At 57.7% G+C, this 15,761-nt stretch carries 12 protein-coding genes; 8 read left to right on the top strand and 4 right to left on the bottom strand.

Annotated elements, in window-relative coordinates; translation table 11 throughout:
* Nucleotides 1-87 precede the first annotated feature (87 nt).
* Nucleotides 88-618: a DUF6088 family protein gene (locus EAO82_RS20900; RefSeq protein ID WP_321540957.1), complete on the top strand. Its 531-nt coding sequence runs from the start codon at nucleotides 88-90 to the stop codon at nucleotides 616-618.
* Between the two features lie 463 nt (nucleotides 619-1,081).
* On the opposite strand, the gene EAO82_RS19855 is transcribed toward EAO82_RS20900, so the two are convergent.
* From EAO82_RS19855 to tnpA, 4 genes are all read right to left on the bottom strand, one after another.
* Nucleotides 1,082-2,512 carry an IS1182 family transposase gene (locus tag EAO82_RS19855; protein ID WP_096344619.1) on the bottom strand — a complete coding sequence of 477 codons (1,431 nt, stop codon included), beginning with the start codon at nucleotides 2,510-2,512 and terminating at the stop codon, nucleotides 1,082-1,084.
* Nucleotides 2,513-2,997: 485 nt separating this feature from the next.
* Nucleotides 2,998-4,539 (bottom strand): IS66 family transposase, encoded by a 1,542-nt coding sequence (gene tnpC / locus EAO82_RS19850; RefSeq protein WP_096347533.1) that lies wholly within the window; start codon nucleotides 4,537-4,539, stop codon nucleotides 2,998-3,000.
* A 74-nt stretch (nucleotides 4,540-4,613) separates the two neighbouring features.
* Nucleotides 4,614-4,949 carry an IS66 family insertion sequence element accessory protein TnpB gene (gene tnpB, locus EAO82_RS19845; RefSeq protein WP_096347532.1) on the bottom strand — a complete coding sequence of 112 codons (336 nt, stop codon included), beginning with the start codon at nucleotides 4,947-4,949 and terminating at the stop codon, nucleotides 4,614-4,616.
* Nucleotides 4,946-5,308, bottom strand: coding sequence for an IS66-like element accessory protein TnpA (gene tnpA, locus EAO82_RS19840; protein WP_096347531.1), 363 nt, complete (start codon nucleotides 5,306-5,308; stop codon nucleotides 4,946-4,948). Before tnpA ends, tnpB begins: the two co-directional genes overlap by 4 nt.
* Before the next feature lie 432 nt (nucleotides 5,309-5,740).
* Here tnpA and EAO82_RS19835 point away from each other — a divergent pair, with 432 nt between their 5' ends.
* From EAO82_RS19835 to EAO82_RS19805, 7 genes are all read left to right on the top strand, one after another.
* A complete protein-coding gene (locus EAO82_RS19835) occupies nucleotides 5,741-6,907 on the top strand; it encodes an efflux RND transporter periplasmic adaptor subunit (RefSeq protein ID WP_096348547.1) in 1,167 nt (388 codons plus the stop codon).
* Complete coding sequence (locus EAO82_RS19830; RefSeq protein ID WP_096348546.1) at nucleotides 6,904-10,080, top strand: efflux RND transporter permease subunit; 3,177 nt, start codon at nucleotides 6,904-6,906, stop codon at nucleotides 10,078-10,080. The genes EAO82_RS19835 and EAO82_RS19830 overlap by 4 nt, the downstream gene beginning before the upstream one ends.
* Nucleotides 10,077-11,543 (top strand): efflux transporter outer membrane subunit, encoded by a 1,467-nt coding sequence (locus tag EAO82_RS19825; protein ID WP_096348545.1) that lies wholly within the window; start codon nucleotides 10,077-10,079, stop codon nucleotides 11,541-11,543. Before EAO82_RS19830 ends, EAO82_RS19825 begins: the two co-directional genes overlap by 4 nt.
* Nucleotides 11,544-11,635: 92 nt before the next feature.
* Nucleotides 11,636-14,209: a heavy metal translocating P-type ATPase gene (locus tag EAO82_RS19820; protein WP_096348544.1), complete on the top strand. Its 2,574-nt coding sequence runs from the start codon at nucleotides 11,636-11,638 to the stop codon at nucleotides 14,207-14,209.
* A gap of 176 nt (nucleotides 14,210-14,385) precedes the next feature.
* A complete protein-coding gene (locus EAO82_RS21050) occupies nucleotides 14,386-14,649 on the top strand; it encodes a hypothetical protein (protein WP_231703250.1) in 264 nt (87 codons plus the stop codon).
* Nucleotides 14,650-14,679: 30 nt separating this feature from the next.
* Nucleotides 14,680-15,174: a Cu(I)-responsive transcriptional regulator gene (gene cueR, locus EAO82_RS19810; RefSeq protein ID WP_096348543.1), complete on the top strand. Its 495-nt coding sequence runs from the start codon at nucleotides 14,680-14,682 to the stop codon at nucleotides 15,172-15,174.
* Between the two features lie 203 nt (nucleotides 15,175-15,377).
* Entirely contained in the window at nucleotides 15,378-15,572 is a 195-nt protein-coding gene (locus tag EAO82_RS19805) for a heavy-metal-associated domain-containing protein (protein WP_096348548.1), read from the top strand.
* Nucleotides 15,573-15,761 lie beyond the last annotated feature (189 nt).

Genomic DNA, 15,761 nt, shown 5'->3' with positions numbered 1-15,761 from the left:
TCGGAACTCGCGATCGTTTCCGCCAGAGGCGGGCCATCCCCGCGCATTGATTGAGGAGGCAGTTTCCGCCCAGATAAGAGTTTTGCTATGACAATCGGGCAAAGAATTTCCCGCCGCGTCAAGCATATGCAGAAGGGGAAACCTTTCGTTGGTTCGCTTTTCGCTAAAGAGGGGGAACCTAGCTCAGTGAATCGGGTACTTTCGCGGATGGTTCGCGCAGGAGCCTTGGAAAGAGTGGCGAGAAGAGTCTATATGCGGCCGAAATTCAGCGAATTGGTTGGAGCGGTACGCCCAAGCCCCTTGGCTATAGCAATAGTCACCGCAAAGTCGCGAGGAGAAACTATTCAGATTCACGGCGCCGAGGTGGTTAGAAGACTTGGGCTGAGCACGCAGATACAGGTAAAAGAAATCTACTACACGAACGGGCCTACGCGAGAGATAAAAATTGGTAACGCCGTGCTCCGCCTGCAGCATGTTCATCCAAAGCAGCTGCAGCATGCAGGCACTAGATTGGGAGTAGCTGTCTCAGCATTGTTTTACCAAAAAAGGGCGGAGCTGACGGTGCGAGTCGCGAAAAAGACGCTCAGGCACCTGAGTGCTGAGGAGATACGGTTGTAGATGCGACATGCCTGATTGGATGCGGCGGAGAATAGTTGAAGCCGCTAAGGACGTCTAGAAGGATGGCCCGAACACGTTAAGGACACTAGAGTGATGTAGAAACTGCTTTAGCTTTTCGGAGAGAGGAATTCGATCTCAAGCTCGGCAGTAAAATAAGCGAAAATGGGCGCGCTAGCACGGAGCCCCAGTTTGTTCTAGCGCTATGATTCCTCTTCCAACAGACGCGTGATCAATCTTGCAATCTCTACGAATTTAATGGACCGCTAGTCTGGCCGTTTAGCGTCTCTCGAGCTTCTGCAACCGGCCCAGAGTGTGTAAAAACACTTTTCGCATGTTGGATGACTAAGCCCAGTGCTCTTGGGCGAGGCGATTTTCCGGACATTTGCCAAGATCAGTGTCGATAGCGCGTCAGAACGTGTATGGAGCTCTTCGGCATCTCCTGGAGCAGTAAAAGCTGAGGCTTTTACGCCGCCATCGCCTTCAGCAAGCCTTCTGTACCGATGATTTTCATAACCCGCTTCATGTTATAGGCGAGCACATTCAAGCTCATCTCCGCACTCACCCCGTTCAGTTTTCGAGTCAGGAAGTGTGTCGCCCCCATCCATTGCTTGAGCGTCCCGAAGGGATGCTCAACAGTCCGCTTTCGAACCTTCATCATCTCTGGTGCTCTGGTCAGCCGTCGCTGCATTTCCTCAAGCACAGCTTCATGCTCCCAACGCTTTACTCGACGATTTGTGCTTGGTGTGCACTGGCTTTTCAGCGTGCAACTCTGACACTTTGAACTCCAGTAGCAATGCATATTCATGCCTTTCTCAACGCTGGAAAATCGCCAGATCAGGGCCTCTCCCGCCGGGCACGTGTATTCGTTTCTAGTCGCGTCATACACGAAGGCATCTTTGTTGAATCGGCCATCAGCTTTGGCGCTTGAAGTCATCGGCTTCGGCACGTAGGCGGTGACGTTTGCGTCGTAACAAGCCAGGATTTCTTCGCCTTTGAAATAGCCTCGGTCGGCAACTACCGACAGCGTTTCTACGCCGATGGCTTCACGAGCCTGCTTCGCCATTGAACTGAGTTGGTCACGGTCAGAACCTCGGTTGGTGACCTCGTGAGCAACGATCAAATGGTGCTGCGTGTCAACAGCCGTCTGTACGTTGTAGCCAACGATCCCGCTGCCGCGCGTCATCATCGAACGGGCATCCGGGTCGGTCAGCGAAACCTGTTTATCTGGCGATTCGTTGAGCTGTGACTCAATCCCCTGAAGCTCTTTCATCTGTGCTTTGAGCTTGGCGATTTTATCTTCCAAGCTCACCGTATCTGGTTTAGAGGCGCTAGGTATCTGGCGATCAGCCGCATCGAGTGAGGCCAAATAACGGCTGATGCTCGCCTCGATTTCTTCCATGCGCCGCTTCAGCTTCGCACTAGTGAAGTTCCGGTCGCGGTTGTTAACCGCCTTGAATTTACTGCCGTCAATGGCAACCAGGTTTTCGCTAAACAGCCCCAACTGCTGGCAGAGCAAAACGAACTGACGGCAGACGCCGCGAATAGCTTTGCTGTTGTCTTTTCGGAAGTTGGCGATGGTCTTGAAGTCGGGCATCAAGCGACCTGTTAACCACATCAGCTCTACGTTGCGCTGGGCTTCACGCTCCAGACGACGGCTGGATTGAATGCGGTTCAGGTAGCCGTAGATATAGATCTTCAGCAGGATCGCAGGGTGATAAGCAGGCCTGCCGGTTTCGGCTGGAATCACACCATCGAAACCCAGTTTGGCTAGGTCGAGTTCATCGACGAAGACATCGACCACGCGCACTGGATTGATATCGCTGACGTAGTCGTCGAGGCTTTCGGGAAGCAAGGTGCTTTGACCTCGGTGTTCACCCTGGATAAACCGTTTCATTGATTTCCCTTGCAATGAGATTCTCAGAAATTATAGCAAGGGTCTGAGATAGCGTTTTTACACACTCTGGTTCAGAAGCAGTCGCTTGCCACCGGCGGCTTCCGGCCAGGAGCGGCCATTCGCGACCCTACCAGCAGTCCGCCCTAAGAGGGGCGTTCACGGCTCGATCATTGTGCGTCAGGGAAATACCTTCCTCCGCCTTCTCAATTGCCAGCTCATCTCCCAAAGTCCACCCAAACTTCTCAAGTAGCTCGGATGGAAGCTCAACGATAACGTCCCCGGTGCCGTCTCCTGGATCTTGGCAAAAAGCTCGCCATCTATCAGGTGTGTAAGCGTCCGGCGAAGTCACCTTGCGCGCCTGTATCACCCTCTTAACGGGTCGCTGTATCACATGCTGAACGCTTTTCTTGTATCACCCTCTGCACGCTTATAAATCAGTGCGAGACTATTACGGGGTAGCCGTTTTGGGTGATACACCGCGGCGATTACTGACCCGCTTTTGATGGTTCCCACTGATGCGGCAGTAACTGACTAATCTGGCTCGCTCGCTGTGTTGGTAGCCTGGTCAGCACATCCTTCAGATACGCATACGGGTCATGACCATTCAGCTTGGCTGATTGGATCAGGCTCATCACCGCGGCGGCGCGCCGACCACTGCGCAGCGAGCCGGCGAACAACCAGTTCGAACGTCCCAGCGCCCAGGGTCGGATCTGGTTTTCCACTCGGTTGTTGTCGATAGGCACACGGCCATCGTCCAGGTAGCGCGTCAGCGCAGCCCAGCGTTTCAGGCTGTAATCCAGTGCTCGTGCCGTACCCGAACCGTCCGGCACTTTGGTCCGTTGTGCAATCATCCAGTGATGCAAGGCATCCGCCAGTGGCCGGGCTCTGGCGGCCCTGATCGCCTGTCGTCTATCGGGTGGCTCGTCCTTGGTGTTTCGCTCAATTTCGTAGAGCTTACCGATATACTCAAGTGCCTGTGCAGCCAAGGTGCTCTGGTTAGCCTGGTGTAAGTCATAGAACTTGCGGCGTGCATGCGCCATGCAGCCGATTTCCACGATGCCCTTACCGAACCCGGCTTTATAGCCCGCGTAGTCATCGCACACCAATTTTCCTTGCCAGTCATCGAGGAAGTTGCGGGCATGTTCACCCGCGCGACTTGGAGCGAAGTCATAGACAGTGGCTTTCAGTTCGGCGAAGGGTGTCGTGCAGTAAGCCCAGACGTAGGCCTTATGGGTTTTCTTCTTGCCTGGGGCCAACATGCTGACCGGTGTTTCATCAGCATGCAGCACCGGATGCTGGAGTAGTTCATGCCGTAGCGCATCCACCAGCGGCTGCAACTGAACGCCGCAGGTACCGACCCATTCGGCCAAGGTAGAGCGTGCGATTTCCAGGCCTGCTCGACCGAAGATACGTTCCTGACGGTACAGCGGTAGATGATCGGCATACTTGGCGACCAGTACCTGAGCCAGCAGGCCAGCGGTCGGGATGCCCTTATCGATAACCTGCGCAGGAACGGGCGCCTGGATCAGGGTTTCGCACTTGGTGCAGGCCCACTTGCCACGGATATGCCGCTCGACACTGAACACGCCCGGTACATAGTCCAGTTTCTCACTGATGTCTTCGCCGATACGCGTGAGCTGGCAGCCACAGCGACATTGGGTATTGTCGGGCTCGTGGCGGATCAAGGTGCGTGGCAGCTCCGTCGGTAAGGCTCCGCGCTTGGGTTGCTGCTTGGCTTTGGGCGCTGGTTCGGTAGTTGCCTTTGCCTGTTCCAGCTCGACCTCGATAGCAGCCAGGTCGCTGTCGACCAGCTCGTCCAGCAATAAGCCTTGCATCACAGAGAACTGTTCACTGCGCCGGGCATACTTGTGGCGCTTGAGGATCGCGAGTTCGTGAGTCAGTTTGTCATTCAGCGCAGTACTGTGCGTCAGCGCCCGATCCTTAGCCGCCAGAGAGGCCATCAACTCGGCCGCCAGAGTGCGGAGTTGTTCGGCAGATAGCTGATTGAGGTCGGGCTGCTGGGTCATGGAGGTAGTATGCCCAACCCGCAGCTGGCTGTGCATACACCCTTCGGGTTATGGCGCTTGGCAGCAGGCTATGCTTAAAGTACCGAGATGATGCCGGCGTCACCGATACGCTGCCAAGGCAGTCCTTGAGCCAGTGCCATGAGCTGTTCATTGGTCAGGTTTACCCGGTCACCGCGCCAGGTGTCGGCCCAGTGAAACTTGCCCCGGTTCAGACGTCGGGCACACAACCAGATACCCAGACCATCATGCACCAGGACCTTCATCCGATTACCGCGGTTGTTGGCAAACAGATAAGCACAGTGCGGTCTGGCCGCCCCGAAGACAGCAATAACGCGTGCTAGGGCTTTATCCGGGCCGGCACGCATATCCAGCGGCTCGGTTGCCAACCAGATTTCGTCGATACGGATCATCGCAGCAGATCACGCAGTAAGGCTGCGCATTGGTGTGCCTGCTCAGTAGGCCACTCAACGACAACGGCGCCGCCAGTGTGGGGTATTTCGATACGGATAGCACTATGCGGGCGGGTCTCGGATGACAAGGCAGGTGCTGGTAGCTTTACCGGCACAAATGAAGGTGTTGAATAACGAGTATCGCTGCGCTGTGACTCTCTGATCCAACGGCGGACCATGTTGGCGTTCAGACGGTTATCCAGTGCAATGCGCGATACGGAGACCCCGGGTTCCAGGCAAGCAGCAACGATAGAGGCTTTGAAGTCTGACGTGAAGCGGCGACGCTTCGGTGCGGGCTTGACTACGCTTGATGTGTTCATGACAAGTGTCCACTAAAGAATAAGTGGACACTATCCTGACCGTACCGTTGTCAGCCTCAAGATGTGATTACCGGACGGTTACTCAGGTGTGTCCATAACTTCACCCTCGCTGTAAAAATTTAAGTCTGGCAATTTTTATCTAGGGGGAGACTCCTCGTCGTAGCGCACGCCTGAATCGCCTCTACTTCCAAAGCACCTGGCCTCAAAGAAGGTCTTTTAAGCCACTGTGTAACAGTCAGTTTTGGCCGTTTTATGCCCGTCAGCATAGGCGGCTTTCGGCCTACTGGAATGCCCCGGAGTTTTAGTTCTCACTCGAACTTGCGAATTGCGAAAATCAGCTTGACCTTCCAAGCGTGGCAAGTCGAATAGTTGCCATGAGAGCTGCTTCGGCTCAGCAAAATTAAGTCGACTCTGGACGCGAAAGGCAAAATGATGAATATCAAACGCGTAATCTTGATCACTGCGGCGATAGGCGCCGCGCTCGTTATCGCCGGATGTGAGGAGGCGGTTCCCTCTGCCGATTCCTCACAGCCACCTGGCGTTCCGGTGGCCGAGGTGATTGTTCGCCCGGTGACGCCCTTTGCTGAGTTCACCGGTTCGCTGGCCGCAATTGAGCGGGTTGAGTTACGTCCGCGTGTCGCTGGTTATCTACAAGACGTTAGCGTGCCCGAGGGACGCTTCGTTAAGAAGGGCACCACGCTTTTTCGCATTGATCCCCGGGTGTTTCAAGCCGCAGTGAACGCCGCCGCAGCGCGGTTGCGGGAAGCTGAAGCAGCATTGAAGCTTGCGTTGACGGACCATGCACGAGCCGAGCAGCTATTCACCCAGAAGGTTGTCGCTCGTGATCGCCTGGATACCGCAACAGCCGCGTTAGAGGTAAGCAAAGCCCAGGTCGACGCCGCAAAGGCAGCGTTAGCCGCCGCCCAACTTGATCTGAGTTTCTCGCATGTCACGGCGCCTATTAGTGGGCGTGTCGGTCAAGCGCTCGTCACCGCGGGCAACTACGTCACGAGCGGCGTGACACCACTGACGACAATCGTCTCGATCGACCCGCTCCATGTCAACTTTGATATCGACGAACGCACGTATTTGCGATCTGTCGCCGCCAACCGGGAAATTGGCGACTCGCAAAGAACAGCATCGGAAAAAGTCATGGTGGCACTACTCACCGACGAGACGTATTCGCGCCCAGGCCGGATCGACTTCGTTTCCAACTCCACTGATCGTGGGACAGGCACGATACGTATCCGCGCTGTTGTCGACAACCCGGACGGACAATTGACACCCGGTCTTTTTGCCAAGATCAAACTCGAGACCGGTACACAGCAAGCCGCGGTTCTGGTTTCCGATCAATCGATACGAACCGATCAGGGCAGTCGCTATGTTCTTGTCGTTGGCAGTGATAATAAGACGGAGTACCGACCCGTAGTACTTGGCGCGATGGTCGACGGCTTGCGCGTAATCGAGCACGGTCTGCAGCCGGGCGAACGCATCGTCGTCAAGGGGATGGTGGGGCCGGGGATGCAGGTGACGCCGCAATCAACAGCGATTGAGGGTAGCCCAATTGCGGCGCTGCAAACTTCGGGGGCCGGGCAATGACGTTTCCACGTTTCTGCATCGATCGTCCGATCGTTGCCATCGTCCTCTCTGTTCTGATGATGATCGCCGGAATAGCTGCCTTCTTTCAATTGCCACTCAGTGAGTATCCGGCGGTGACGCCGCCAACCGTGCAGGTGACAGCCTCCTACCCCGGCGCCAATCCGAAGGTGATTGCTGAAACGGTAGCAGCGCCACTTGAGCAGGCGATCACCGGGGTCGAGGGTATGCAGTACATGTCGTCGCAATCGGCAACCGATGGCCGAATGATTCTAACCGTCACATTCGTGCAGGGGACGGATGCGGACATGGCTCAGGTCCAGGTGCAAAACCGGGTCTCTAGCGCCTTGCCGCGTTTGCCTGAAGAGGTGCGGCGTCAAGGCGTTATAACGCAGAAAACCTCACCGGACATCTTGATGGTCGTTCATCTGCTGTCGCCCGATAAACGATACGATCCTCTCTATATTTCCAACTACGCCTACCTACAGGTGCGCGACGATCTTTCCCGCATTCCGGGCGTTAGCGACGTCCTGGTTTGGGGCGCTGGCGAATACAGCATGCGGCTTTGGCTTGATCCAGACCTTATCGCCGCACGAGGGCTGACCGCTGGCGAGGTTATTGCCGCTGTGCGCGAGCAGAACGTGCAGGTAGCGGCGGGTTCCGTTGGTCAGACACCCGATTCCAACGCCGCATTCCAGGTGGCGGTGAACACGCTCGGGCGGTTGACTGACGAGGTACAATTCGGCGACATCATCATTCACACAGGCGACGGCGGCCAAGTAACGCGCTTGCGTGATGTCGCCCGCGTCGAAATGGGGGCCGATGCCTACGCATTGCGAAGCCTGCTTGACGGCGAGCCGGCCGTCGCATTGCAGATTATTCAGAGTCCGGGCGCCAACGCACTCGACGTTTCGGAGGCGGTGCGGGCAACCATGCAACGGCTTGAAGGCAAATTCCCAGAAGGACTCAGCTCGCGCATCGCCTATGACCCAACGGTTTTCGTACGCGCCTCGCTAGAGTCGGTGGCAACCACTTTGTTGGAAGCGATCCTTCTCGTCGTTATCGTGGTAATGCTTTTCCTGCGCAACTGGCGGGCTTCGCTGATTCCACTCATGGCCGTGCCGGTGTCTCTGATCGGTACTTTTGCCGTGATGCATCTGATGGGCTTCTCACTCAATACCTTGTCGTTGTTTGGACTGGTACTTTCGATCGGGATCGTCGTCGATGACGCGATCGTGGTAGTCGAGAATGTCGAGCGTCACATCGAAAACGGCGAGGAACCCATGCAGGCCGCGCGGCTTGCCATGGACGAAGTCACCGGTCCGATCATCGCGATGACCTCGGTACTCGCCGCCGTCTTCATTCCGACCGCCTTTCTAAGCGGTCTGCAGGGTCAGTTCTATCAACAGTTTGCACTCACGATCGCGATTTCGACCATCTTGTCGGCAGTCAACTCGCTCACGCTCAGCCCAGCGCTCGCTGGGCTATTGTTGCGTCCGCGCCAGGCGGCAATCTTGCACGATCCGCGCAGTTTGCGTGGCCGCGCTGATCGGTTGTTTCGGACGCTTGGCCAACCATTCCAGCGTGCACCGGATGCATATGGCAGCACGGTGCGCAAAATAGTGGGAGTAAGCGGAGTCGCACTTTTGATTTACGGCGGGCTGCTCGCGCTGACCTTCTTCGGATTCAAGGTCGTCCCACCGGGCTTCGTGCCGATGCAAGACAAATATTATCTTGTCGCAATCGCCCAGCTACCAAACGCCTCGTCACTGGATCGCACCGATGCCGTCGTCAAACAGATGTCGAATATCGCGTTGACCGAACCAGGCGTCGAAAGCGTCGTTGCGTTCCCTGGCCTTTCTATCAATGGGTTCGTCAACGTGCCAAATGCTGCGGTCATGTTCATCATGCTCGACCCATTCAAAGATCGCACGACACCCGATCTAACCGCCACCGCAATTGCAGGGCGGCTGCAAGCCCAATTCGCCAGCATCCCCGACGGCTTCCTCGGCGTGTTCCCGCCACCACCAGTTCCTGGCCTAGGCGCGACGGGCGGATTCAAGATGCAAGTTGAGGATCGCAGTGGTGCCGGGCTCGCCGCCCTGATGCAGCAGACCCAGGTCCTGATGACAAAGGCTACCGAGTCGGGCGAGGTGGCCGGGCTTATGACCAGCCTGGACATCAATGCACCGCAGCTCGACGTGACCATCGATCGCACCCAGGTTAAAAGCCAGGGGGTTCATTTGGCGGATGTATTCGAAGCGCTGCAAGTCTATCTCGGCTCTCTTTATATCAACGACTTTAACCGCTTCGGTCGCACCTATAAGGTGACGGCCCAAGCCGATGCAGACCACCGCATGCAAGCTGAATCCATTGGCCGTTTACAAGTGCGCAACGCGGCCGGAAATATGGTGCCGTTGTCCTCGTTTGTCTCCGTGACGCCAAGTGCCGGCCCAGACCGGGTAATGCATTACAACGGCTACCCTACAGCCGACATCTCGGGCGGCCCGATGGCAGGCGTCAGCTCCGGCCAGGCGGTTGCGGTCATGGAACGACTGGCCAAGGAGGTTTTACCCGAAGGCATGAGCTTCGAATGGACTGACCTCACCTATCAGCAAAAGCTGGCCGGCGATTTGGCGCTATACATTTTCCCGTTGTGCGTACTACTTGCCTATCTCATCCTCGCCGCGCAATACAACAGCTGGCTGCTGCCCTTGGCGGTCCTGCTGATCGTGCCAATGTGTCTGCTGAGCGCAATTACTGGCGTCTGGCTGGCAGGTGGTGACAACAACGTCTTTGTCCAGATCGGGCTTCTCGTACTCGTCGGTTTGGCGGCCAAGAACGCGATTTTGATCGTCGAGTTCGCACGCAGCCTCGAAGTTGCAGGATCAAGTGCGCTTGATGCGGTCGTCGAGGCCTGTCGATTGCGGTTGCGGCCTATCGTGATGACCTCATTGGCGTTTATTGCTGGCGTTGTACCGTTGATATTGGCCAGCGGCGCTGGGGCGGAAATGCGTCACGCTATGGGGGTCGCGGTTTTTGCAGGCATGCTCGGGGTGACGCTCTTCGGACTGTTCCTGACGCCGGTATTTTATGTAGTTATGCAAGGCTTGTCGGCCCGCATTGAGCGGCGCCGTTCACGTTCAACGCTGCACGTGCGGGAGAGCAAATCATGAGGCGTCCAAGTGCAAAATTGTTGTTCCTGGTGAGTGGGTTTCTCTTTTTGGCCGGATGTGCGGCGGGTCCAAACTACTCGTCGCCCGCGCTACCTTCGCTACCTTCATCGCAGTTTCCTACAAGCTTTGGCGAAACGCCGGCAGGGCTTGCTGCTGGGGCCGTCGATGTAGCCTGGTGGCGAGCCTTCGACGATCCAGCGCTAGTCACGTTGATTAGGCGCGCGCTGGCAGTAAATCATGATATCGGAATCGCCGCCGCGCGGCTCGACGAAGCGAAAGCCCTTCTAAGTGAGAACCGTCAAGGGTTTCTGCCCGGCGGCGGTGCCACGCTTAGCTACGAAGACCGCCGCAGGAGTAAAGTCGAGACGCCGCCTGACCAGTCGCGCGGTAGTGAAAACTATCGCGGCACAATAGACGCCTCCTGGGAAATTGACCTTTTTGGCCGCGTGAGGCGATCTGTTGAAGCGGCTCAAGCTCAAGTGGGCTCGCGCGAAGCGTTGATGCGCAGTGTGCAGGCGGCCGTCGCTTCTGAGGTGGCCGCGACCTGGTTTGAGCTGCGCGGAATTGAAGCCGAAATCGCCGTCGTCGCTGGAATCACCCAAAGCCAGCGCGAAAGCCTTGCCCTGGTGGAACGCCTGGTTAGCGCCGGTTCAGCGAGCGAATTTGACCGGCTCCTTGCAGAGGCATTGTTGCGTAATGTGGAGGCGGCTGCGCCCGAACTGCAACGCCGGCGAGCGGTCGCCGCCAATGCTCTGGCTATCCTAGTTGGTGAAACGCCCCAGACGCTCAGATTGCCCCCAAACACGCCTGTGCGTGAAGCGCTTGAAGTCCGGACGATCGTCGTGGGCGATCCATTGTCACTCATTTCTCGGCGTGCCGATATTGTAGCGGCCGAACGGTCTCTTGCTGCGGCGACCGCTCGTATCGGTGTTGAGACGGCCGGGCTTTACCCTGACGTCCAGGTACAAGGATCAATCGGATTCGTAGCGGGTAGTCTCAGTGCGTTGAGTTGGGCAGGTGGCCAGTCGGGCTTCATCGCTCCGGTCATTCGTTGGTCTTTTCTCGATACCGGTCGCGTGCGTGCACGGATCGCCGCTAGCGAGGCACGTACCAAAGAGGCGTTGATCCTCTACGACCGAACCGTGTTGCGCGCATTGCAGGAAGCTGACGACGCCTTCAAGGCCTATGGCGCTGCGGGTAGCACGCTTGCGCTGCGTATGCAGGAGTCAGAGGCAAACCGCGAGACGGCTCGTCTTGCTCGCCTGCAGTTCTCAGCCGGTGAAGGTATCTACCTGGATGTGCTCGAAGCCGAACGGTCCGACTTAGCAAGCCGGCGTGCGCTGACAGCCGCTCGGACTTCCCAGTGGCTTGCCGTTGTTAGCATCTACAAGGCGTTGGGCGGCGGTTGGGAGGTCTGCGAGCAGTCGAATCAGGACTGCCGTGGCGCCGACGGCCTGAAATGACGCCTCGCGAAATAAATCACACATAGGCCTTGACCTTCCAATGTTGGGAACCTTTAGGCTTCTTTCACCACCAATATTTAAGGAGTAATGAAATGGCCTCCGTTTCCCGGCAACATCACGCCAATCCAGCAGTGTCAGCAGACGCTCGTTTCAGCCTGCCGGTCGAAGGCATGACCTGTGCATCTTGTGTCGGCCGTGTCGAGCGCGCGCTGAAAGCGGTCCCCGGCGTGCAGACGGCCTCGGTCAATCTCGCTACCGAGCGCGCTGACATCACTTTCACCGGCTTGGCCGATCCGCAGGCGGCTGTCCGCGCCATCGAGAGCGCCGGCTACACCGTTCGCGAAGAGACCACCGAGCTGGCAATCGAGGACATGACCTGCGCGTCGTGTGTGGGCCGGGTAGAGAAGGCGCTCGCAAAAATCCCGGGCGTACTCGAAGCCACTGTCAACTTAGCGACCGAGCGCGCGCGTGTGCGCTATTTTGTAGGGGTCGTCTCCACGGTCGACCTTGAAGCTGCAGTCCAACAAGCGGGGTACAAGTCCCGTCGCTTGTCCGCCGAAACGGCCAATGCTGGCGATCAGGACACCGAGCGCCGTGAGAGCGAGGCACGGGCACTGCGACGCTCTTTCCTCACTGCAGCCATTCTCACCTTGCCCGTCTTCATCCTCGAGATGGGCTCGCACCTTATTCCCGCCATGCATCATTGGGTGATGGGGGTCCTGGGGCAGCAGATCAACTGGTATGTGCAGTTCGCGCTCGCCACACTGGTCATGTTCGGTCCGGGTCTGCGTTTCTTCCGCAAGGGAGTGCCGGCGTTGCTGCGCGGTGCCCCCGACATGAACTCGCTTGTCGCGGTCGGCACTGCGGCGGCTTATGGCTATTCGATCGTCGCAACCTTCGTCCCTGAGGTACTGCCACAGGGCACCGCAAACGTCTATTTCGAAGCTGCCGCGGTCATCGTTACCTTGATCCTGCTAGGACGCATGCTGGAGGCGCGCGCCAAGGGGCGAACCTCGCAGGCGATCAAGCGACTCGTCGGACTTCAGGCCAAGACCGCGCGCGTCCAGCACAACGGCGAAACGGTCGAGATTGCTCTCGATCAGGTGACGACCGGTGACATCGTGCTCGTTCGTCCGGGAGAGAAGATTCCGGTCGACGGCGAAGTCGTCGAAGGTGCCTCTTATGTTGACGAGAGCATGATCACCGGCGAGCCGGTGCCCGTGTCGAAGGGGATGGGCGCCGGGGTCGTCGGCGGCACGATCAACAAGACGGGTGCTTTCAGTTTTCGTGTAACCAAGGTCGGGGCGAATACAGTGCTCGCGCAGATCATTCGCCTTGTTGAGCAAGCGCAGGGTTCGAAGCTGCCGATCCAGGCGCTGGTCGATAAAGTAACCATGTGGTTCGTCCCAGCGGTGATGGCAGCAGCCACGTTGACCTTTCTGGTCTGGCTAATTTTCGGCCCGTCCCCGGCGCTGACTTTTGCGCTCGTTAATGCAGTTGCGGTTCTTATTATCGCCTGCCCATGCGCCATGGGGCTGGCCACCCCGACCTCGATTATGGTCGGCACAGGCCGTGCGGCCGAGCTCGGCGTACTCTTTCGCAAGGGCGAAGCTTTGCAGGCGCTGCGTGATGTGAGCGTTATCGCGCTCGACAAGACCGGCACGTTGACCAAAGGACGCCCCGAGCTGACCGATCTCGTGCCCGCCGAGGGCTTCGAATACAACGAAGTGCTCGCTCTTGTTGCGGCCGTCGAGACCCGCTCCGAGCACCCGATTGCCGAATCCATCGTCACAGCCGCAAAGCAGTTAAACCTCACCCTGGCACCCATCGACAGCTTCGATGCCACACCGGGCTTCGGCGTGTCGGCCAAGGTCGCAGGTCGTACCGTCGCCGTCGGCGCGGATCGATTCATGACGCAGCTCGGTCTTGATGTGTCGAGCTTCCTGTCTACCGCCCAGCGTCTCGGCGAGCAAGGCAAGAGCCCACTCTATGCCGCGATCGACGGCCGCTTGGCAGGGGTGATTGCAGTCGCAGATCCGATCAAAGAGACGACGCCCGAAGCAATCAAGGCACTGCACGCGCTCGGACTCAAAGTCGCGATGATCACCGGCGACAATGCGGCGACCGCTGCGGCGATTGCCAAGCAGCTCGGCATCGATGAAGTCGCGGCCGAGGTCTTGCCCGACGGTAAGGTCGCGGCGCTGAAGCGGTTCCGCATCAATGGCGCGCAGGTGGCCTTTGTGGGAGACGGTATCAACGACGCGCCGGCACTCGCCGAAGCGGATGTTGGACTCGCTATCGGCACGGGAACCGATGTAGCGATCGAGGCGGCTGACGTGGTGCTAATGTCGGGCGACTTGCGTGGCGTGACGAATGCGATCGCGCTTAGTCAGGCCACGATTCGCAACATCAAGCAGAACCTGTTCTGGGCCTTCGCCTATAACGCTGTGCTTATCCCGGTGGCGGCGGGCGCGCTCTACCCGTTGAACGGCACCTTGCTTTCGCCGATCTTTGCAGCGGCCGCAATGGCGCTCTCCAGTGTCTTTGTGCTCGGCAACGCACTCCGGCTCAAGCGCTTCCGCGCCCCCATGTCGGTCGAGGCCCGCAGCGAGACGTCGGAGGGCGTGATCGCATCGCCCACGTCAGGTCTGGTGGATGGTCACTGATCCACGTCCGATTGACTGTCTGACTGGGCACCCAAACAAGATGAAGGAGGCCATCATGGCTAGCGCATCTCACCCCGAAGTCATCATCTACACGACACCGACTTGCCCTGACTGTTGGGCGCTGAAGGCCTGGCTCGAGAGAGAGAGAGGGAATCGCGTTCGAAGAGCGCGATCTCTTGGACCCCGAGATCATGGAGGAAGCCAAGGCGCGCACTGGTGTGCGTGTCGCACCGATCACCTTGGTGGCCGAAAAGGTCTTCTACGGTACGTTTCCTTCGCAAAAACCGGGCCTGGATGTCGCCGGGCCGCCACCAATGGGTGAAGCGGCTATGCTGATCTCTAGGGCACGCGGGCTGCAGTCTGAGGACCTGCATGCCGATGTGTTCTTTACGCCTGCAGAAGCATCGGCGCGCAGGTTAGACCCTCGGTTTTTCGGGTGACATTTGATTAATTCCCTAGGAGGATAAAAGATGAATATCGGTCAAGCGTCCAAGCTCTCCGGCGTCTCTGCGAAGATGATTCGCTACTACGAGCAGATTGGATTGATCCCGCAAGCCGTTCGTTCTGATGCTGGCTACCGACATTACAGTTTGCCGGAAGTGCATAGCCTTCGCTTCATCCGTCGCGCACGTGACCTTGGCTTTTCTGTCGAACAGATCTCGGCACTACTAGTCCTGTGGCGCGACCGTGACCGCGCGAGTGCTGACGTCAAGGCGATGGCGCTCTCCCATGCTGCCGGGCTGAAGGCGAAAATTGCTGAACTGCAAGCAATGGCGCAAACGCTCGAGCACCTGGCGGATCACTGCCACGGTAATCACCGCCCGGATTGCCCGATTCTTACGGATTTAGCTGCACCGGCTGCCGCAGCGGAACAGTGGTCACAGGCTCCAAATAGGGCGCCTCGGTTTGGGGTCGGCACACCCGCCTCGTCACGCCACCGCGCCGCCAAGGAAGCTCTTTCGTGAGCTCAGGTGAGCGCGCATCTCAGTTCTCAGCATCGCTCGTACCCAGCAGAGACCATCCTTCTTTGATGGTCATCCTTCTCAAACCCTGGGGCACGGATTTCAACATTGAATGCGGAGTGGAAAAATTCGTTAAAAAGTGTTTGACCTTACCATGCTGTCAAACCTCATATTGGTTCGACACCGTACCCAACCAGGAGATCAAGATGTTTCGTTTACACATTCCAAACATGACCTGCGGCGGATGCGCCAAGTCCGTTACCAGGGCGCTGCTGAACGTCGACCCGCAAGCCCGCATTGAAACCGACCCACCCGCGCGTGAGGTTCGGGTTAATAGCGACCTAGCGGAGAGCGCTTTTCTCGCGGCGCTAAGCGAGGCGGGGTATCCGGCCAAGCCGTGACTCTAAGCGATCACCAAGTGATCAGGAAATACGACTCGTGCACATCAAGCATCCTTTAGAGATAGGTGTGGCGGTGACAGACACTGCGCCACACTAGTCTTCATTGGCGACGAAGATCATCCTCAGGGGCGTCTTTGCCTTTGATCGATGGATGAGTCGGTTCTTGCGATGAGTAAATGATCTTCATGA

The sequence above is a fragment of the Halopseudomonas pelagia genome (assembly GCF_009497895.1).
Classification (GTDB): Bacteria; Pseudomonadota; Gammaproteobacteria; order Pseudomonadales; family Pseudomonadaceae; genus Halopseudomonas; species Halopseudomonas pelagia_A.
The sequence above is the reverse complement of the archived record's forward strand: the minus strand, read 5'-3'. Positions and strand labels throughout refer to the sequence as shown.

Bases quoted from the DNA above. Each gene is read 5' to 3' on its own strand.
- EAO82_RS19805 (WP_096348548.1), top strand. From the start codon at position 15,378: ATGTTTCGTTTACACATTCCAAACATGACCTGCGGCGGATGCGCCAAG.
- cueR (WP_096348543.1), top strand. From the start codon at position 14,680: ATGAATATCGGTCAAGCGTCCAAGCTCTCCGGCGTCTCTGCGAAGATG.
- EAO82_RS19835 (WP_096348547.1), top strand. From the start codon at position 5,741: ATGAATATCAAACGCGTAATCTTGATCACTGCGGCGATAGGCGCCGCG.
- EAO82_RS19820 (WP_096348544.1), top strand. From the start codon at position 11,636: ATGGCCTCCGTTTCCCGGCAACATCACGCCAATCCAGCAGTGTCAGCA.
- tnpB (WP_096347532.1), bottom strand. From the start codon at position 4,949: ATGATCCGTATCGACGAAATCTGGTTGGCAACCGAGCCGCTGGATATG.
- tnpC (WP_096347533.1), bottom strand. From the start codon at position 4,539: ATGACCCAGCAGCCCGACCTCAATCAGCTATCTGCCGAACAACTCCGC.
- EAO82_RS19855 (WP_096344619.1), bottom strand. From the start codon at position 2,512: ATGAAACGGTTTATCCAGGGTGAACACCGAGGTCAAAGCACCTTGCTT.
- EAO82_RS19830 (WP_096348546.1), top strand. From the start codon at position 6,904: ATGACGTTTCCACGTTTCTGCATCGATCGTCCGATCGTTGCCATCGTC.
- tnpA (WP_096347531.1), bottom strand. From the start codon at position 5,308: ATGAACACATCAAGCGTAGTCAAGCCCGCACCGAAGCGTCGCCGCTTC.
- EAO82_RS20900 (WP_321540957.1), top strand. From the start codon at position 88: ATGACAATCGGGCAAAGAATTTCCCGCCGCGTCAAGCATATGCAGAAG.
- EAO82_RS19825 (WP_096348545.1), top strand. From the start codon at position 10,077: ATGAGGCGTCCAAGTGCAAAATTGTTGTTCCTGGTGAGTGGGTTTCTC.